Source organism: Kitasatospora sp. NPDC058444, assembly GCF_042721415.1.
Taxonomy (GTDB): domain Bacteria; phylum Actinomycetota; class Actinomycetes; order Streptomycetales; family Streptomycetaceae; genus Kitasatospora.
Genome location: NZ_JBHXLL010000009.1, coordinates 40,877 through 58,779 on the forward strand (window position 1 = coordinate 40,877; position 17,903 = coordinate 58,779).

Consider the following 17,903-nt stretch of genomic DNA (forward strand, 5'->3'; position numbering starts at 1 on the left):
GGGTGTGTTTGGATTCCCCTTGTGTCCGACACCAAGCTCCCCAAGGCCCTCACCTCCCCGCGGACCCGCGCGCTCACGCTGTGCGGCGTGCTGGTCGCCGCGCTGTTCGGCGTGGCCGCCTTCGTCCCGCTGCCGTACACGCTCACCTGGCCGGGCCTGACCGCGGACACCCTGGGCACGTACCAGGACAGGCCGGTGCTCACCATCACCGGGGCGCCGCTGCGCACCACCGAGGGCGAGCTGCGGATGGTCACCATCACGGCGACCAACGCGGGGGAGAAGACCACCTTCTGGCGCTCGATGCAGGCCTGGTTCGACCAGAAGGAAGCGGTGCGCCCGACCGAGACGGTCTACCCGGAGACCGACCCGGCGAAGGCCGAGGAGGCGACCGCCCAGCAGATGGCCGAGTCCCAGGACGCCGCCACCGCGGCCGCGCTGGGCTACCTCCACCTGTCGCCCGACCAGGTGAAGGTCAAGATCGACCTGGGCGACGTCGGCGGCCCGAGCGCCGGCCAGATGCTGGCGCTGGGCATCGTCGACAAGCTGGCCGGCGACGGCAAGGGCGGCGACCTCACCGGCGGGCTCACCATCGCGGGCACCGGCACCATCGACAAGGACGGCACCGTCGGCCCGGTCGGCGGCGTGCCCCTGAAGACGCAGGCGGCCGCCCGGGACGGGGCGACGGTGTTCCTGCTGCCCAAGGACGAGTGCGCGGACGCCAAGGTGAACACCCCGCAGTCGCTGCGCCTGGTGCCGGTGGGCACCCTCGCCGAGTCGGTCTCCGCCCTCGAGGCCCTGAGGAGCGGCGGCAGCGTCCCCTCCTGCTGACCGGGCGGCGTCAGATCCCGAAGGCCATCGCGGCGAAGTCCTCGCCGGTCCGGGCGCCCAGCTGGGCGGCGATCCCGGCCAGGCGGTGGGCCTGGGTCATCGGCAGGGAGACCGAGATCGCGCCGATGCCGTTGCCCGCGACGACCGGCACCGCCGCACCCGCGGTGCCGAGCGCGTACTCCTGGAACTGGGTGATCGCCACGGCCCGCCGGGGGCCGTGGCGCGGCAGCAGCGGCAGGCAGGCCGGGTCCCGCAGGGTGTACGGGGTGAACGGCACCATCGGGTAGCGGGCCAGGTGGGCCCGGCGCTCCTCGGCGGTCATCAGGGCCAGCAGGGTCTTGCCGGCCGCGTGGGCGTGCGCGCCGGCCCGCCAGCTGTGCCGGTCGGTCACCGGTGCGCCCGGGGCCCTGGCGGCCTCGACCAGCTCCACCTCGCCGTGCCGGTACCAGGTGAAGTAGACGGCGGCGGACAGCTCGTCGGCGAGCACGTCCAGCAGCGCCCTGAGCCGGGCCCGGCCGGTCGCCGGTCCGTCGTCGCGGATCAGTCCGGCGACCGCCGGTCCGGTCAGGTAGAGCCCGTCGCGGCGTTCCAGGTAGTGGTCGTGCACCAGGGTGCGCAGCAGGTGGTAGGCGGTGCCCAGGGCGAGGTCGGTGTCCCGGGCGAGCTGCTTGGCGGTGGCGCCCTTGGGGTGGCGGGCGGCCGCCTCCAGCAGGCGCAGGGCGCGCCGGGCGGAGGCGATGAGGGTGGGGGCGGTGCCGTCGGCCGCGACCGCGTCGGTCATGAAGGGGCCGACCCGGGGGAGGTCGCGCAGGCCCCGGGTTTCAGCTGGCCGGAGGGCGGGGCGAGGATTTGTAGAACGTTCATACATAAATCTTGAGGCCTCGGCGCCCCGTGTCCGCGCCACATCGGCGCGTGGCGCCCGAGCGGTGCCGCGCCGCGCGGACCGCCCTACTCGGCGGCGGCCTGGTCCACCAGCGGCAGGATCCGGTACGGCACCGGGTTCTCCAGCACGATCGCGGTGGACGAGCGGACGATCCCGTCGAAGCCCAGCACCCGGTCGATCACCCGCTGCAGATCGGCGTTGGAACGGGCCACGATCCGCACCAGCATGTCCCCGATCCCGGTGATGGTGTGCAGCTCCAGCACCTCCGGCACGCTCGCCAGGTGGGCCCGCACGTCCGCCCCCTGGCCCTGCGAGATCTCCAGGGTGGCGAAGGCCGTCACCGGGTAGCCGATCGCCGCCGGGTCCACCTCCGGGCCGAAGCCGCCGATCACGCCCTTGGCCTGGAGCCGGTCCAGCCGGGCCTGCACGGTGCCCCGGGCGACCTGCAGCCGGCGCGAGCACTCCAGCACCCCGATCCGGGGCTCCTCGGCGAGCAGCCGGATCAGCCGGCCGTCCAGGGCGTCGATGGCGTCGTTGGTGCTGCCCGCCGGGGCGGCGGAAGTGCCGTGCGGCGCGGCGGAGTCGGGCGAGCCGGAGGAGCTCGGGACGCGGGCGGGGGGCATCGACGGCACCGTCCTGGGGTGAGCATTCTGTACAGCGGCGCGGCCGATTCTCCCGCTCCGGGGCACAGCTTGACCAGGAGGAAACGGAACAGTTGCGCGCGGGTCGGCCCGGCGCCACCCTCCAGCCACACCCCCGTGCTCAGGGCCCCACCCCCGGTGCCGGGGGCGGCCAGGATGGTGCGTACGCCTACCGGGAGGGCAGTCATGACCGACACCGCCGCCGAACCCGCCCTGTTCGGGCCCGGCCTCGTACCGGATCCGGCGGAGGCCGGGCCGCTGCCGATGGGCCGCGCCGACGCGGTGGTCTTCGCGGTCGCCGACGCCGAGCGGGCGGCCCGCCGCTACTGCGCCGCGCTCGGGCTGCGCTGTACCGCGTACGCCGGGCCGGACACCGGTGAGCCGGAGACCCTCTCCTACGTGCTCGCCGCGCCGGGCACGCGGATCGTGCTCAGCTCCCCGGTGCGGGCCACCGGCCCGCGCGGCCGGGAGCTGACCGCGTACCTCGACCGGTACGGGGACGGGGTGCTGGACCTCGCGGTGAGCGTGCCGGACGTCTACTACGCCTACGACTACGCGGTGGACCGGGGCGCGCTGTCGCTGGCCGAGCCCTACGAGGCGCGGGACGACTACGGCGCGGTGGTGCTGGCCACCATCGGGGTGCCGGGCGGGACCAGGCACACCCTGGTGGACCGGGCCGGGTACGTGGGGCCCTACCTGCCGGGGTACGTGCCGTGCGACGGCTTCTGACGGCCGGTCGCCCGAGGGGGCGTCCGGATCCGCGGCTCAGCGGATCACCGTCTCCACCACCGGCGGGTGGCCGTTCCAGGAGGCGAAGACCGAGTTGGCCTCGTCGCCGCGGGTGAAGTCGACCCGCAGCCACTGGCCGTCGGTCCACACCTGCATCTGCCAGCCCGGGTCCGGGGTGGCGGACACCAGGGTGGCCCGGTCCGGCTTCAGGTCCAGTGCCACCTTGCCGCCCGGGATCGGGTAGCTCTTCACCGTGGACGTCGCGGTGGCGGTGGGGGCGGGCCGGCGGGTGGGCGCCGCGGCGGTGGTCCCGGGGGCCGGGCCGTGCGGCGCGGTGGCGGCGGTGGCCGCGGCGGTGGTCGGGGAGGCGGCCGGGGGAGGGGTCGTGGGCTGTGCGGTGGCGCGCGGCTGGTCCGGGGTGGCGGACGCGGAGTGCGGCGTGCCGTCGGCCTTCGGGGAGGGCAGCGGAATCGCCGCGGGCTGCTCGAACGCGGCGCCGGTCAGCACCGCGTGCACGCCGAGCCAGGACAGCGCCACCGCCGCCCCGGTGGCCGCCGCCCAGGCGCCGAGCTGTACCAGTCCGTTCCGCATCGTCCGCACATCCTGCCGTATTTCCAAACGGATGGAGACCGGCACCCCCGGTATTCGGCAGGGGAGTTGCACAATGTCCGGACCCACCCCCGTGGTACAGACCACTGACCGGCGATGGCGTACCGTGCAGGCCCATGGCAACAGTGCTCGTGGTCGAGGACGACCCCTTCGTACGCTCCGCCCTCATCCGCCACCTGACCGACACCGGTCACGCGGTCCGCAGCGTGGGCACGGCCCTGGAGGCACTGCGGGAGGTCGCCCAGGTCGGCTGCGACCTGGTGATCCTCGACCTCGGCCTGCCCGACCTGGACGGCAGTGAGGCACTCAAGATGATCCGCGGCCTGACCGATGTGCCGGTGATCGTCTCCACCGCCCGGGACGACGAGGCCGAGATCATCCGGCTGCTCAACGACGGCGCCGACGACTACCTGGTGAAACCTTTCTCCGGGGAGCACCTCAGCGCCCGGATGGCCGCCGTGCTGCGCCGCCTCGGCAGCGGAACGGCGCCCGTCGCCCAGGTGCTGCGGGTCGGCGGACTGGCCATCGACCTCCAGCGGCGGGAGGCCGCGCTGGACGGGAGACCGCTCGACCTGACCCGCCGTGAGTTCGACCTGCTGGCCTTCCTGGCCGCCCGGCCCGGCGTGGTGGTGCCCCGCAAGGAGATCCTCGCCGAGGTCTGGCAGCAGACCTACGGCGGCGACCAGACCATCGACGTCCACCTCTCCTGGCTGCGCCGCAAGCTCGGCGAGACCGCCTCCAACCCCCGCTACCTGCACACCGTCCGGGGCGTCGGGGTCCGGCTGGAAGCCACCGGGGGCCCGGCGGAGCACCGGACATGAGGCGGTTCGGGCGCTCGCTGCGCTGGGCCCTGATCAAGGCCGCCGTCGCCGGGACCACCATGGTCGCGCTGGCCTTCCTGATCCCGCTCGGGCTGATGGTCCAACAGACCGCGCGGGACCGGGCCTTCACCGCCGCCGAGCGGCAGGCCGCGGCGCTCGGACCGGCCCTGGCGATCACCACCGACGAGGAGGCGATCACCCGGGCCCTGGCCAGTACGGACGCCGGCGGGCAGGGGCGGATGGCGGTGCACCTTCCGGCGGCCGGGCAGCCCGCCGGGGCGGGTGGCGGCGATGCGCTCCACGGCGGCGTCGGCGCTGGTGGCGGAGGTGGTGCTGGAGGAGGCGGAGGCGGAGGCGGCGGTGGCGGCGGAGGCGGCGGTGGTGGCGCGGCCGGGCCGGGTGGGGATGGCGCGGCCGGACCGGCCGGGGGCGGCCCCGGGACGGCGGCCGCCGGGACCGGCGAGCCCGGGGGCCCGACGCTGGGGGAGGGGCGCGCCACCACGGCCGACGTGGCCACGGCCGGCGGGCAGGGCCGCTCCTTCACCGTGAAGGTGGCCGGCGGGTACGCCCTGCTCCAGCCCGTCGCGGTGGACACCGGGCGGACCGCGGTGGTCGAGGTGTTCGTGGCCGAGAGCGACCTCACCCGGGGCGTCGCCACCGCCTGGCAGGTGCTCTCCGCCGTGGCACTCGGCCTGGTCGCCGTCTCGGTGCTGGTCGCGGACCGGATGGGCAGCCGCATCGTCGCCTCCGCGCGCAAGCTCGCCGCCGCCGCCCGCTCGCTCGGAGCCGGGAACCTCTCGGTGCGGGTCCCGGTGGAGGGCAAGCAGGCCGAGGGCAGCCCCGAGGAACTGCGCGAGGCCGGCCACGCGTTCAACACCATGGCCGACCGGGTGGTCCAACTCCTCGCCGCCGAACGGGAACTGGCCGCCGACCTGTCGCACCGGCTGCGCACCCCGCTGACCGTGCTGCGGCTCAACGCCGCCTCGCTCGGCGAGGGCGACGCGGCCGACGCCACCCGGCACGCGGTCGCTCAGCTCGAGCGCGAGGTCGACCAGATCATCCGCTCGGCCCGGCGCGCCCCCGAGGACGCGCCCGCCGTCGCGGTCGGCTGCGACGCCGCCGAGGTGATCCGGGAACGGGTCGCCTTCTGGTCGGCACTGGCCGAGGACGAGGGGCGCCGCTGGCAGCTGGCCGGCGCCGAGCGGGCGGCGCTGGTGCCCGTCCAGCGCGGGGACCTCGCCGCCGCCGTCGACGCGCTGCTCGGCAACGTCTTCCGGCACACCGCCGTCGGCACCGCCTTCTCGGTGGACGTGCTCGCCACCGACTCCTCGGTGATCGTGCTGGTCGGCGACGCCGGACCCGGGTACAGCGACCCGGCCGCCGCCCTCAAGCGCGGCGAGGGGCACGGCGGCGAGGGCTCCACCGGCCTCGGCCTGGACATCGTCCGCAAGCTCGCCGAGTCCACCGGCGGGGACGTCGCGCTCGGCCGCTCCGCGGTGCTCGGCGGCGCCGAGACCCGGCTGCGGCTGCGCACCGGGCCGCAGGAGGCGGAGCCCGCGCGGGGCGGACGGCGGCGGAGCCGGGGAGCGCTGTTCCAGAAGTGACGCGGGGCCGGTCAGAGTCGCTTTGTCACGGTGCGTAGTCGATCGTGTCCGGTCCCGTCCGAACGGCATCCGGTATCGTCGCTGGTTGGCCGAGCCGTGGACGGAGTGGACAGTGACAGCGGTGCAAGACGAGCGCAGCCCGGTGCGGACCGCACCCGACCCCTCGCCCGCCCCCCTGTCGGACCGGCTGCGCCGGGCCCTCGGCGCCCCCGTCCGGGCGCTGCGCGAGGCCCCCCGCCGTCCGCTGCTGGCGGCCTCCGCCGTGGCGCTGTTGTCCTTGCTGGTGTACGCGGTGGTCCGCCACTTCGTCCACACCTCGATGGTGGACATGATCGTCTACCGGGCCGAGGGCGCCGCCGTGGCCAACGGCACCGACCTGTACGCGCTGCGCGTCACCGAGTGGAACCTGCCCGCGACCTACCCGCCGTTCGCGGCGATGCTGTTCGTCCCGACCACCTGGTTCCCGGTCCCCTTCCTCCGGGTGGCGATCACTCTCGGCAACGTCGGGCTGCTCGCCCTGCTGACCCACCTGTCCTTCAAGCTGGCCGGCTGGCCGCGCCGCGAGCTGCGGCCGATCGGCGTGATCCTGGTGACCGGCCTCGGGGTCTGGCTCGAACCGGTCTTCACCACGCTCCGCTACGGCCAGATCAACCTCGCACTGGCCTGCCTGATCCTCTGGGACCTCACCCGTCCGGACGGCCGGCGGAGCAAGGGCGTGGCGATCGGCATCGCCGCCGGCATCAAGCTCACCCCCGGCCTGTTCGCGGTCTACCTGCTGATCACCGGCCGGATCCGGGCCGCCTTCGTGGCCGGCCTCACCTTCCTCGGCACCTTCCTGCTCGGTGCCCTGGTCCTGCCGGACGCCACCTGGGGCTTCTGGACCAAGTACCTCTACGACTCCTCCCGGGTCGGCAAGACCTGGATCGTCGACAACCAGTCGATGCGCGGCGCCTTCGCCCGCCTGCTGCACACCGCCGACCCCGGCACCATCGCCACCCTCGGGGCCGGCCTGATCGCGCTGGCCGGCCTCGCGGTCTCCGCCTGGGCCGCGCGCAGCGGCCGCTGGCTGCCCCGGGCCGAGGCCTGGGGCGTCTGCTGCGCGGCCGTCACCGCCGTACTGATCTCGCCGATCAGCTGGACCCACCACTGGGTCTGGTGCGTGCCGATGCTCGTCCTGCTCGCCGCCGAGGCCTCGGTCGAACACGCCCGCCCGGCCGACGTCCGCCGGCTGCGTTGGCGGGCCGTCTTCTGGGCCACGCTGGTCGCTTTCCTGTCCTTCGCGATGTGGGCCGCGAAGCCGGTCGGCCTGGCCGTCCTCGACATGTCACCGTGGCGCCAGCTGCCGACCTCGGTCTATCCGTGGGTCGGACTCTGCTTCCTGCTCGCCGCCGCCGTCCGGATAAGGGCCCGACGGCGTTCGGCCGGCGCGCCGCTGGTCCGGCTGCCCGGACAGCGGGACGCCGGAGGGCCGGACGCCGCCCGCGGTCGTCAGCAGGCCCCCGCGGCCCGCTGAGCCGGCGGGGGCGCCGCTCCTGCTCCTGCTCTTGCTCCTGCTCCGCCGCTTCCGTTCCCGCTGCTCGCCCTCGCGGTCGCGGTCGCCATCGCCGCCGCGGTCGTGGTCGCGTTCCTGCGGGTGCTCGTGTTCGTGCGGGTGTTCGCTCCGGTGCTGCTGTCGTACGTGCCGGTGCTGCGGTCCGTGCCGGTGCACGCTGCGGCGCATGCCTAGGCGAGCAGTTCGGCGAGCGAGCCGTCCATGTCGAGCGAGGCCAGCTCGCTGCCCGGCGGGACCAGCCGGTGCGCCCGCTCCAGCCAGGCCGCGACGGCCGGCAGCGGGGCCTCCAGCAGCGCGTCCCCGGCGGGCGAGCTCAGCGCCAGGCAGAGCACGCTGCGCCGGCCCGAACGGGTCGGCCAGATCCGCACGTCGCCCTGGCCGCACGGGCGGAAGGTGCCCTCGACCAGCAGCTCGCGGGCGAACACCCAGGTCACCGGCGAACCGGTGTCCAGGTGGAAGGTGATGTACACCGCGTACGGGTCGTGGCTGCCGTAGGACAGCCGGGCCGGGACGGGGACGCTGTGCTCCGGCGAGAGCACCAGGTTGAGCTCCAGCTCGTGCTCGACGACGCTGACGGGACGCTCCATGATCGTCTTCCTCTCTGCCTTCGGGCGGTGCCCGGTTCCGGGCCCTGTGACCTTTGAGAGGGCGGTCCGCACCGGCTCTTACACACGTTTCCGGGATTTCTTCGGGAAGTTTGGTGAGGGGTGGTGAACGGCGGGTGGCACGGCGCGCGAGCAATCGCCGTGCGCTGGGATCCCTACCGTGAGCGACTCCCCGCTGTCCGGGGAATCACGAACTTTCCGTCACGGCTTCGGTGAGGTACTACCCTTTGTGACTGCCCGGCGACTGTCCGCCCATCGGTGACGCCCCCACGCGCGCCGAGTGCCGGGCGCGCGCCGGGTCGTGCGCGCGGGTGGACGCGTCTGCGGTGGTCGGGCCCGGTCGGCCCGCGCCGTCCTCGTCAGGACCTGCCAGGAAAGAAGACCCCCATGACGGACCGCTCCTTCGCCGCCGACGGCGACCCGGCCGTCGCTCCCGAGCCCGGCTACTACCCCGACCCCTCCATCCCCGGCTTCGTCCGGTACTGGGGCGGCGCGGCCTGGGTGCCCGGCACCAGCCGGCCCGCGCCCGCCGAGGGCGAGGTGCTGCAGCTGCCCCGGTACGCGACGCGGCGGTCCGCCCCGGAGAGGGCGGCGGTGCGGGCGGTGCGGCCGCCGGTGGTGCCGGAGCAGGCCGCGGCTGCGGAGCCGGTGGGCCCGGAACCGGCGCTGTCGGGGCAGCTGGTGTCGGAGCAGTTGGTGTCGGGGCCGGTGGTGTCGGGGGCGGCGGCGGAGGTGCGGGTCGGACTGCCCGCGGGTGGGGGTGACACCGGGCCGGTGTACTTCGACCAGACCTCGGGCGGGGCGTCCTTCGTGCTCGGGCCGCGCGTGGCGGAGGTGATCGGCGGGCCGGTGTTCCGGACGGTCGACGGGCCGGGGGTTTCGCCGGGCATGCCCGCGGGTGGGCACACGGGAGTGCCCTTGGGGGCGGCGTCGGGGGCGGCGTCGGGCTTCGTCGGTGCCGAGCTGCCCGGGGCCGTGGACGAGCCGGTGGCCGTCGGCGCCGCGCCGCCCGAGGCGGCCCAGGGGCCGGGTCCGGCCCTGGGTCCGGCTCTGGGTTCCGGTTCGGCCCCGGCCCCGGCCCCTGCGCTCGGGGAGTCCGGGTGGCAGGCCGACCCGCGGTCGCAGCGCGGCCTGATGGAGACGGGCGACGCGCCGCGCTGGGTCTCCTGGGGGGTGCTTCCGGAGGCGCTCGATGCGGAGGAGGGGCGTGCGGAGGCCGGGCATGCTCCAATCGCCGTGGAACTGGCCGCGGCCGGTGCTCCCGCCGCTCCCGCCGCGGCGGTGACCGTGCGGGGGACACCGGTGCCGTCCGTCCTGGCCTCGGGCCCGGTGCCGGTGATCGGCGAGAAAGCGGCCCCGGCCGCGGCCCCTGCCCCGGTGTCGGCCCCGGTTCCGGCCCGGGCGGAGGTCGCCTCGAAGCCCGCGGCCGCGGCCGCCACGACGGCCCCGGTCTCCGCACCCGCCGCCCCGCTGCCCGCCCTGCGGACGGTCCGGGAGACCGCCGTCCAGCCCCGCCCGTCCGCCGCCACCGCCCCCGCGGCCTCCCGGGCCGCCCGGGCCGCCCGGACCACCCGTACCACCCGGGTCGCCGCGCCGGCCGGCCTCGGCCGTCGCCTGGCGGCGCGGACCGTGGACACCGCCGTGCTGCTGGTGGTCGCGGTCGCCGCCGGGATTCCGCTCGGCCGCTCGGTGACCGACCACCTCCAGCAGAAGGTCGACCAGGCCCGGATGGCCAGCGCCCTCAGCCGGCGCCAGATCCAGGTCTGGCTGGTGGACGACGTGGTGCTGGGCAAGATCGCCGTACTGATCGGCATCCTGCTGTTCGTCAGCCTGCTCTACGAGGTGCTGCCGGTCGCCCGCACCGGCCAGACCTTCGGCAAGAGACTGGCCCGGATCCGCGTGGTGGACACCGCCGCCCCGGCCGCCCGGACCAGGCTGAGCCTCGGCCGCTCGCTCCTGCGGTGGGCCGTGCGGCAGCTGGGCACGGTGCTGCTGCTCGGCCTGGTCTGGCCGGTGTTCGACCGGACGGCGCGGCGGGGGTGGCAGGACCGCGCGGCCCGCACCCGGGTGGTGCGCGACTGAGGCCGTAGGGCCCAGTGTAAAACGGACAAAATGTCCCGAACATCAAGAATGTGTGATGTTCTACTCGGGGGCATGAGCACCCACGACCCCTCAGGCCCCCAGCCGGAGGGGGGCGGCAAGCCCTCCTTCGACAAGCAGCCCCCGCAGCCGGGCGGCGGCACGCCGGAAGGCGAGCCGTCGGGCCCGACCCCGTCCAGCGACCCGTCAGGCGGCCCGTCCAGCGGCCCCGGCGCCTACCAGGGCACCTACGGCGGAAGCCCGTACGGCGAGCCGACCCCAGGTCAGAACCCCTACGGCCAGCCGCCGTACGACCGACCCCCGTACGACCAGCCGCCCGGCTACGGCGCCGGCTACGGCCCCGGCGCGTACGGCACCCCCGGCGCCGGCCCCGTCCCCGGCATGCCGCCGATCGGCACCTGGCCCAAGCGGATCCTCGCCCGGCTGATCGACTACCTCCTGGTGCAGGCCGTCGCCGTGATCATCGTGGGGCCCTTCGTCGACCTCGGCACGCGCAACGGCTCCACCGAGGCGTTCTGGCTCGGCGGCGCCATCTACCTCGTCTACGAGGCCCTGATGCTCAGCCGGGACGGCCAGACCCTCGGCAAGAAGGCGATGAAGGTCCGCGTCGCCATGCTGGCCGACGGGAACAAACCCACCCAGTCCGCCGCCTGGACCCGCGCCGCCGTCTTCGTCGTTCCGGCCGTGCTCTGCTGCGCCGCGCTCTGGTGGCTCGTCGACGGGTTCTTCGGCGTCTTCGACAAGCCCTACCGGCAGTGCCTCCACGACAAGGCCGCGAAGACCGTGGTGGTCACCACCGAGGTCTGAGCGGCGGCGCGGGACACGCCTGCGCCCGGCGGCCGATCAGCGCTGCCGGGCGTACGCGCGCCCGGCGGCGGCCGCGGTGGGACGAGGCGCCCGCTCCGGGTCCGCGGCACCCTCCGCCACGGTCGCGGCCCTCGCCGCGGCGGCCGACATCGAAAGCACCGTCACCACGGTGCCGAGCGCCAGCGCGAACCCCACCAGCACCGAGACCGCCAGGACGCCCGAAGCGCCCGAGACGGCCAACAGAGCCACCGAGGAGGCGACGACGGTGAACGAGCCGAGGCAGGCCTGGGCGACGGAGGGGCGCGGCATGGCGGGGGGTCCTTCGCACGTCGGGGGAAACGGGCGGGAATGGTGCCGGTTCCAGTGGTCCTACCCCGCGGGGGAGACGGGTACGTCCAGGCTAGACCCCGAACGCGGGGGCACAGGGGGCGCACGGGCTCACCCCGGGGTCGTCCGGCCCGGTCGGTACGGTGAACCGAGACCCGCCGACACCGCGCACCGCCGCACACCACCACACCGGGGGACCCGACCATGCCCATCCCCGCCGACTGGCCCACCACCGAGGCCGAGGCACTCGCCGAACAGGAGCGGCTGCGCCCGCTCGTCCAAGCCCACGACGACGGCCCCGGCGACCCGGCCCCCAGTGCGCTGATCGCCGGCGTGGACGTCGCCTACGACGACGACCACGACCTCGTCGCCGCCGCGGCCGTCCTCCTCGACCGGGACACCCTGACCGTCGTCGAACAGGCCACCGCCGTCGGCCGGATCGCCTTCCCCTACGTCCCCGGACTGCTCGCCTTCCGCGAACTCCCCGCCGTCCTCGACGCGTTGGCCGCACTCACCCGCACCCCCGACATCGTCGTCTGCGACGGCTACGGCCTCGCCCACCCCCGCCGCCTCGGCCTCGCCAGCCACCTCGGCGTCCTCACCGGACTGCGCACCCTCGGCGTCGCCAAGACCCCCTTCACCTTCGACCACCACGAACCCGACGCCCCCCGCGGCTCCTCGACCCCGCTCACCGACCCCGCCACCGGCGAGGAGGTCGGCCGCGCCGTACGCACCAGGGAAGGCGTGAAACCCGTCTTCGTCTCCGTCGGCCACCGCACCGGCCTCGACACCGCCGTCCGCACCACCCTCGACCTCGCCCCCCGGTACCGCCTCCCCGAAACCACCCGGCACGCCGACTCGCTCTGCCGACGCGCCCTCGCCGACGCCCGACGCACCGGGACGACCGCGAACTGACCGTGCCCAGGCGGGACTCGGGCCCCATGTGTTAGACATGAGACACCGGGGCCCGGCCCCGACCGCCAGGGACGGACGCACGGGGGAGGCGCCGAAATGGGACCAGGGAGCACCGGGACCGGAACCACCGGCGGAGCCGGACAGGGCTACCGCATCGAAGTCGAACAGCTCCGCACCTTCGCCGGCCAAGTACGGCTGCTGCTCACCGACTTCCAGAAGCACGCCGACGGAAGCGACGCGCACGGCCGCAGCGGCATCGGCAAGAACGCCTTCGGCACCTTCGCCGAGGCCACCGAGATCCACGGCCGCTACGGCACCATGCGGGACGCGCTGCGCGACGTCCTCAACCAGCTCCAGGAAGCCGTGAACGAGGCCCAGCAGAAGGCCGACCTCACCGCCACCAACTACGAGGAACAGGACCAGCACGCCGCCGCGAAACTCAAGCTCGGCGACGACGGATGGTCCGTCGCACACCCCTCCGCGAGCAGCCAGGCCGCCGCCCAGCAGAACCGCACCCCGTCCACCCGCGGCAACGCCACCGTCTGACCGCCGCCCGCCCGGACCGAACGGAGGCCGCCGCCCGTGGTCTACACCGATTTCACCAAGTACAGCCACGCCCAGCTCCGCACGATGGCACAGGCCCTCGACCCGGGCGCGGTCATGGCCGCCGGCGACCCCTGGCGCAAGGCCGCCGACACCCTCAAGGCGATCCGCCAGACCCTCACCAAGGCCAGCACCGAAGCCGCCACCTCCTGGGAAGGCACCACCAGCGACGCCTTCCACACCCGCATGCTCACCCTGGCCGCCAGCATCAACAACGCCGCCGCCTACGCCAACGACGCCGCCAACATCCTCCACAGCACCTCCGAGGCCATGGCCAAGGCCAAGCGCGACATGCCCGAGGAACCCGGCAACTGGGACAAGGTCAAGGACACCGTCGGCGACGCCCTCTTCAGCGACGACGACGAACACATCCCCCTCGCCGACCGCAAGAAGGCCGAAGCGGCCGCCATCATGCAAACCCTCGCCATGCACTACCGCATCGCCACCCCAGCCCTGAAGCCCCCGCCGGCGTACGACCCGAAGAAGCCGCCGGTGAACCCCGGGGGACGAGACGACTTCTCCGACCAGACCGCCAGTGATCAGAGCGCACTCGTTGCGGCGGGCGGTTTGATGACCGGTATGGGCGCCGGCAACCTGCAATCGGCTGGGGGGTCCTTCGGCAAACCTGAGAATGCCTCAACGGCGCCGCGGAACCGCGACGTGAGCAAAGGCGGTGCCTCCCCGAAGCCGTCGACAGCCTCAGGAAGCACGCCGAACTCCCCGGAACCCGGCATCAAGGGCGGAACGGCCAAGGCGCCGGGGAATCCCTCCGGAGCGGCCAACTACGGTGCGGGAACCACGGTCAACGGCGTGACCACCGTTTCGAAGCCCACGCCGGCTGCGCCGTCGCCGGTCGGTGTCACGGGCATGCCGGCCCCCACCGCGGCTGGACCGCAGAGCGGTGCCGGTCCCACGTGGCTCGGACCCGGTAAGGGTGAAGCGGCACCCGGCCCATTCGACATCGGACGGGAGAAGCAGACACTCGTCGAGCGGGGCGCGACCGGCCGGAGTGACCAACGGGGAGGGCCGGCCGACGTTCGTGGTGGTGCCGCACGGATTGCCGAAGGTATCCACGGAGGCGCTCCCGGCCCGGTCGGCGCCGGAGCGGGCCGGACGGGCGGCACCGTGGTCGGCGACGGTGGACGAGCGGTACCAGGAGGCAAGGCGTCTGCGGGTGAAGCGACCCCTGGGGGCAAGAAGGCTTTCACCGAGGGCGGTTCCGGCCTGGGGCAGCGCAACCGGGTTCGGGCGGAGTCGACAGGCGCCTCTGGAGCATCCTCTGGATCCGCAGCCCCATTCGGTGGGGTTCACGGGCGAGCCAAGGACAAGGAGAAGGCGCGAAAGCGTCCGGACTACCTGGTGGAGGACGAGGAGACCTGGGCGTCGGGGGAGTCCAACAACTCGAACGTGGTGAAATGACCCTGGTTCTTCTGGAGACCGGGTGATTCGATCGGGGCCCTCGTGGTTCGTGGACCACAGGGCTACCGCTGTGCTGAGTGGGGTGACCAGCCTTGGGAGACTGGCGGCTTCGGCGTGGGGCGGCTGCGCTGGCAGTTGGCGGCCTGGTCGCTGTGATCGGGGCCGGGCCTGCTTGTGCGGACGGTACCCGTGACGGGCAGTGGGTGCTGGCCAGCTACCGAACGGACAGTGCGCTCTGGCCGGTATCGCAGGGCAGTGGTGTCACCGTCGCTGTCATCGACAGCGGCGTCATGAAAGACCATCAGGACCTGGCCGGCCAGGTCCTGTCGGGTGCCGACTTCACTGGCGAAGGTGGTGACGGCACGGTCGACAAGGACGGTCACGGCACCGGAATGGCCAGCCTCATTGCGGGCCACGGGCATGGCGACAACGCGGGAATCATGGGACTGGCACCCAAGGTCAAGATCCTCCCGGTACGGGTGAGCTGGACCTCCACTGACACCGTGGCGCAGAGCGGCCTGGCAAAGGGAATCCGGTTCGCAGTGGACCGTGGTGCCAAGGTGATCAACATGTCGATCGGTGGCTACTCGGGGACCGACCAGGAGACCAGGGCAGCGGTGAAGTACGCCGTCGACCACGATGTGGTCCTTGTCGCGTCGAACGGGAACAGCGGACAACAGGGCGCGGCGGTTGAGTACCCGGCGGCGTTTCCGGGTGTGGTGGCGGTTGGTGCGGTGGACCGGCTGGGACGCCTGTGGGAGAAGTCGACGTATGGACCCGAGACCACGCTGACAGCCCCTGGAGCGGAGATCTACCGCGCGAGTGCGAAGTCCTCGGCAGGGTACGGGGTTGGCAACGGCACCTCGGACTCGACCGCCTACGTGTCCGCCACTGCGGCGTTGATCAGGGCGAAGTACCCGGACCTGTCGGCGGGGCAGGTGGTCAATCGGATGATCAAGACGGCCACTCCTCCGGTGGACGGGTCGGCGGTGCCGAGTGATCGGTACGGGTTCGGGGTTCTGGCGCCGGCGAAGGCGTTGGAGGCGAATCCCGCCGTGGACAACGGGTCTCGGGAGAATCCGTTGGTGGAGCGGAAGGAGTCGCAGGGGGCGCCGCCGGTGGACGATCCGACGGATGGGGCGTCGGAGGAGGCTGTCGCCCCGGGGGCGGATGGTGGGGCGAGCAGTGGGAACGGGGTGGGGGTCCTCGTGGGGGCGGGGGCCGGTGGTCTGGCGCTGGTGATCGGCGTCGTCGTGGTGCTCGTGGTGCGGGCGCGGCGGCGGGCGTAGTGCTGCCGCGCGGGGTGGGGGTGGGTCAGTGGGTGGCGAGCCATTCGTCGCGTAGGGCGGCCATCTGGAGGACGTCCCAGTAGCGGTTGTCCCAGTGGTGGGCCTGGCGGGAGCGGCCTTCGAGGGTGAAGCCGGACTTGCGGTAGGCGTGGGCGGCGCGTTCGTTGTACTCGAAGACTTCGAGGTGGACGCGGTTGAGGCGGATGGTTTCGAAGGCGTGGCGCAGGACCAGGAGGGTGGTCTCGGTGCCGATGCCGCGGCCGGTGTGGCCCGGGGTGAGGGCGATCCGGAAGCTGGCGGAGGAGTTGTCGGGGTCGACGTCGGTGAGGGCGGTCTCGCCGAGGAAGCGGCCGGTGGCGGGGTCCTCGACGGCGAGGTCGAGGCGGTCGGGCTGGGCGGGGCGGCTGCTGCACCACTGGTGGATCCGGTCGTGGGTGAAGCCGGTGCGGGTGCCGGTGAGCCGGTTGGTCTCCTTGTCGGTGCAGAGCTCCCACATCGGGTCGGTGTGTCGTTCGTCGAGGGGGACGAGCCGGATGGTGGGCCCGTGCAGGGTGGGCTTCACGGCGAGGGCGGCCAGGTCGGTGGCGTCGGCGGTCATGGCCCCCAGGATGGTCGGTCGGCTTCCGTTCGTCCACGCATTTCGTGCTGGTCGTGCGGGTGCGCAGCGGGCTGGAGTGCGGGCGGCGATGGGGGCGCGTGAGGGGGGAACGCGCCGGTGAGTGCGCCGGGGGTGGGGGTGGCAGCATTTCGGCGGCCGCTGGCGGCATTGCCACTGGTGGGGCCCGCCGGGTCGCGGGGATGCTGGGGTCATGAGCACTCCTGAGAGCACGCCGGCAGGGAACACGTCGATCGCCGCCACCGACGGCACCGGAGACGGCATCGTCCCGGACACCAAGGACTGGACCTGGGTGCTGGAACGCCCTTGTCCGGACTGCGGGTTGGACACCCCGCGGGTGGCCCGGGAGGACGTCGCCGGGATGGTCAGGGCCAATGCGGAGGGCTGGCTGACGGTGCTGGCGGGGGACGTGGACGGGCTGCGCCGCAGGCCCGCCCCGGGGGTGTGGTCGGCCCTGGAGTACGCGTGCCACGTGCGGGACGTCTTCCGGCTGTTCGACGTCCGGCTGGGCCTGATGCTGGACCGGGACGACCCGCTGTTCCCCAACTGGGACCAGGACGAGACGGCCGTCGCCGAGCGCTACGGGGAGCAGGATCCGGAGGTGGTGGCCGGGGAGCTGGCGGAGGCCGCGGAGCGGCTCGCCGGGGCCTTCGGGCGGGTGGCCGGGAAGCAGTGGGGGCGGACCGGGAACCGCAGCGACGGGGCGCGGTTCACGGTCGAGTCGTTCTCCCGGTACCTGATCCACGACCCGGTGCACCATCTGTTCGACGTGACGGGCGGGCGGGTCTGAGACCGGCGGGTCCCGGGCGGGCGGGTCTGAGGCCGGGCCGGCGGCGGGGGCGCGGGGTCACCAGCCGGAGGCCTCGCGCAGCATGGTGCGGCGCAGCCGTCCGGCGACGCTGGCGGCGTCGGTGCCGATGACGTCGGCGATCTCGGGGGCGGCGAGGCCGACCACGTAGTGCAGGATCGCCAGGTCGTCGTCGGCCGGGTGGCGGTCCGGGTCGGGGGTCACCTGGCGGGTGTGTGCGGCGACGGTGCCGCGCAGGATCTCCCAGGCGTGCGCGGTCGGGTTGGAGCTGCCCATCAACTCCCGCCAGTGCACCGCGATTTCCGCGAAGGCCTGCTGGACGGCGACGGCTGCGGCGCTGTGCTCGGTCAGCCACACGTGGGCATAGCTGAGGTACCGGGGGCGGTGGAGTTCGCAGAACGCGGTGAACTCCAGTGGTACGTCCGCCGGCTCGCCGGGCCCCGGGGGCGGCTCGGCGGAACTCTCGTGACGGTTGGTCATCTCGGCTTCTCGAAAAGGGAGATGGGTTTCTGACGGTCGATCATCTGTGCTCACTCTACGGTAGGCCCTCGGTGCGCTGGGTGACCAATCCGATGGAATGCCCGGAACCCGCCGCCGCCAGGCCGGTTCCGGTGGCGACCGGGTGCGACGCGGCGGCGGGACGGCCCGGGCGGGGGCCGGCGAGGGCCGGCGGGGCAGTACTGCGCAGTGGCGTGGGAGTCGTAGGTGCGAGCGTGTCGCAGCTGGTCAGAGAGTGTAGGGCGGCTG

The 17,903-nt window shown here is 73.9% G+C and carries 19 protein-coding genes; 12 read left to right on the top strand and 7 right to left on the bottom strand.

The genetic code is table 11. From position 1 onward, the window contains the following. Nucleotides 1–21 precede the first annotated feature (21 nt). Nucleotides 22–828: a S16 family serine protease gene (locus ACFWP2_RS12825; protein WP_380450405.1), complete on the top strand. Its 807-nt coding sequence runs from the start codon at nt 22–24 to the stop codon at nt 826–828. Between the two features lie 10 nt (nt 829–838). On the opposite strand, the gene ACFWP2_RS12830 is transcribed toward ACFWP2_RS12825, so the two are convergent. Both ACFWP2_RS12830 and ACFWP2_RS12835 read right to left on the bottom strand, forming a co-directional pair. After that, entirely contained in the window at nt 839–1,609 is a 771-nt protein-coding gene (locus ACFWP2_RS12830; protein ID WP_380450406.1) for a helix-turn-helix domain-containing protein, read from the bottom strand. A gap of 167 nt (nt 1,610–1,776) precedes the next feature. Beyond that, nucleotides 1,777–2,334, bottom strand: coding sequence for an Lrp/AsnC family transcriptional regulator (locus ACFWP2_RS12835; RefSeq protein ID WP_380450407.1), 558 nt, complete (start codon nt 2,332–2,334; stop codon nt 1,777–1,779). A 204-nt stretch (nt 2,335–2,538) separates the two neighbouring features. Here ACFWP2_RS12835 and ACFWP2_RS12840 point away from each other — a divergent pair, with 204 nt between their 5' ends. Further along, nucleotides 2,539–3,081: a VOC family protein gene (locus ACFWP2_RS12840; protein ID WP_380450408.1), complete on the top strand. Its 543-nt coding sequence runs from the start codon at nt 2,539–2,541 to the stop codon at nt 3,079–3,081. 36 nt (nt 3,082–3,117) lie between these two features. On the opposite strand, the gene ACFWP2_RS12845 is transcribed toward ACFWP2_RS12840, so the two are convergent. After that, nucleotides 3,118–3,672, bottom strand: a complete 555-nt coding sequence (locus ACFWP2_RS12845; protein ID WP_380450409.1) for a hypothetical protein — start codon at nt 3,670–3,672, stop codon at nt 3,118–3,120. Between the two features lie 134 nt (nt 3,673–3,806). On the opposite strand from ACFWP2_RS12845, the gene ACFWP2_RS12850 reads away from it, so the two are divergent. From ACFWP2_RS12850 to ACFWP2_RS12860, 3 genes are all read left to right on the top strand, one after another. Next, on the top strand, nt 3,807–4,511 hold the full coding sequence (locus ACFWP2_RS12850; protein WP_380450410.1) for a response regulator transcription factor: 705 nt from the start codon (nt 3,807–3,809) through the stop codon (nt 4,509–4,511). Further along, nucleotides 4,508–6,115 (top strand): sensor histidine kinase, encoded by a 1,608-nt coding sequence (locus ACFWP2_RS12855; protein WP_380450411.1) that lies wholly within the window; start codon nt 4,508–4,510, stop codon nt 6,113–6,115. Before ACFWP2_RS12850 ends, ACFWP2_RS12855 begins: the two co-directional genes overlap by 4 nt. A 112-nt stretch (nt 6,116–6,227) precedes the next feature. Beyond that, entirely contained in the window at nt 6,228–7,628 is a 1,401-nt protein-coding gene (locus ACFWP2_RS12860) for a glycosyltransferase 87 family protein (RefSeq protein ID WP_380450412.1), read from the top strand. 209 nt (nt 7,629–7,837) lie between these two features. Here ACFWP2_RS12860 and ACFWP2_RS12865 read toward each other — a convergent pair whose 3' ends face one another. After that, nucleotides 7,838–8,254: an SsgA family sporulation/cell division regulator gene (locus ACFWP2_RS12865; RefSeq protein WP_380450413.1), complete on the bottom strand. Its 417-nt coding sequence runs from the start codon at nt 8,252–8,254 to the stop codon at nt 7,838–7,840. Between the two features lie 405 nt (nt 8,255–8,659). Between ACFWP2_RS12865 and ACFWP2_RS12870 the strand changes: the two genes are divergently transcribed. Both ACFWP2_RS12870 and ACFWP2_RS12875 read left to right on the top strand, forming a co-directional pair. Then, nucleotides 8,660–10,354: an RDD family protein gene (locus ACFWP2_RS12870; RefSeq protein WP_380450414.1), complete on the top strand. Its 1,695-nt coding sequence runs from the start codon at nt 8,660–8,662 to the stop codon at nt 10,352–10,354. Between the two features lie 72 nt (nt 10,355–10,426). Continuing rightward, nucleotides 10,427–11,179 carry an RDD family protein gene (locus tag ACFWP2_RS12875; protein ID WP_380450415.1) on the top strand — a complete coding sequence of 251 codons (753 nt, stop codon included), beginning with the start codon at nt 10,427–10,429 and terminating at the stop codon, nt 11,177–11,179. A 36-nt stretch (nt 11,180–11,215) separates the two neighbouring features. Here the strand turns inward: ACFWP2_RS12875 and ACFWP2_RS12880 are convergent, their stop codons facing one another. Further along, nucleotides 11,216–11,488 (bottom strand): hypothetical protein, encoded by a 273-nt coding sequence (locus ACFWP2_RS12880; protein WP_380450416.1) that lies wholly within the window; start codon nt 11,486–11,488, stop codon nt 11,216–11,218. Between the two features lie 222 nt (nt 11,489–11,710). On the opposite strand from ACFWP2_RS12880, the gene ACFWP2_RS12885 reads away from it, so the two are divergent. The 4 genes from ACFWP2_RS12885 to mycP all read left to right on the top strand — a co-directional run bounded on the left by ACFWP2_RS12885 (nt 11,711) and on the right by mycP (nt 15,732). Further along, a complete protein-coding gene (locus ACFWP2_RS12885; RefSeq protein WP_380450417.1) occupies nt 11,711–12,421 on the top strand; it encodes an endonuclease V in 711 nt (236 codons plus the stop codon). Nucleotides 12,422–12,517: 96 nt separating this feature from the next. Next, entirely contained in the window at nt 12,518–12,967 is a 450-nt protein-coding gene (locus tag ACFWP2_RS12890; protein ID WP_380450418.1) for a hypothetical protein, read from the top strand. A gap of 36 nt (nt 12,968–13,003) precedes the next feature. Further along, nucleotides 13,004–14,443 (top strand): hypothetical protein, encoded by a 1,440-nt coding sequence (locus tag ACFWP2_RS12895; RefSeq protein ID WP_380450419.1) that lies wholly within the window; start codon nt 13,004–13,006, stop codon nt 14,441–14,443. Nucleotides 14,444–14,646: 203 nt separating this feature from the next. Then, on the top strand, nt 14,647–15,732 hold the full coding sequence (mycP, locus tag ACFWP2_RS12900; RefSeq protein WP_380450420.1) for a type VII secretion-associated serine protease mycosin: 1,086 nt from the start codon (nt 14,647–14,649) through the stop codon (nt 15,730–15,732). 25 nt (nt 15,733–15,757) lie between these two features. On the opposite strand, the gene ACFWP2_RS12905 is transcribed toward mycP, so the two are convergent. After that, nucleotides 15,758–16,330, bottom strand: a complete 573-nt coding sequence (locus tag ACFWP2_RS12905; RefSeq protein WP_380450421.1) for a GNAT family N-acetyltransferase — start codon at nt 16,328–16,330, stop codon at nt 15,758–15,760. Nucleotides 16,331–16,541: 211 nt separating this feature from the next. Between ACFWP2_RS12905 and ACFWP2_RS12910 the strand changes: the two genes are divergently transcribed. Then, a complete protein-coding gene (locus tag ACFWP2_RS12910; RefSeq protein ID WP_380450422.1) occupies nt 16,542–17,138 on the top strand; it encodes a DinB family protein in 597 nt (198 codons plus the stop codon). 57 nt (nt 17,139–17,195) lie between these two features. Here the strand turns inward: ACFWP2_RS12910 and ACFWP2_RS12915 are convergent, their stop codons facing one another. Beyond that, a complete protein-coding gene (locus ACFWP2_RS12915; protein ID WP_380450423.1) occupies nt 17,196–17,636 on the bottom strand; it encodes a hypothetical protein in 441 nt (146 codons plus the stop codon). Nucleotides 17,637–17,903: the final 267 nt, after the last annotated feature.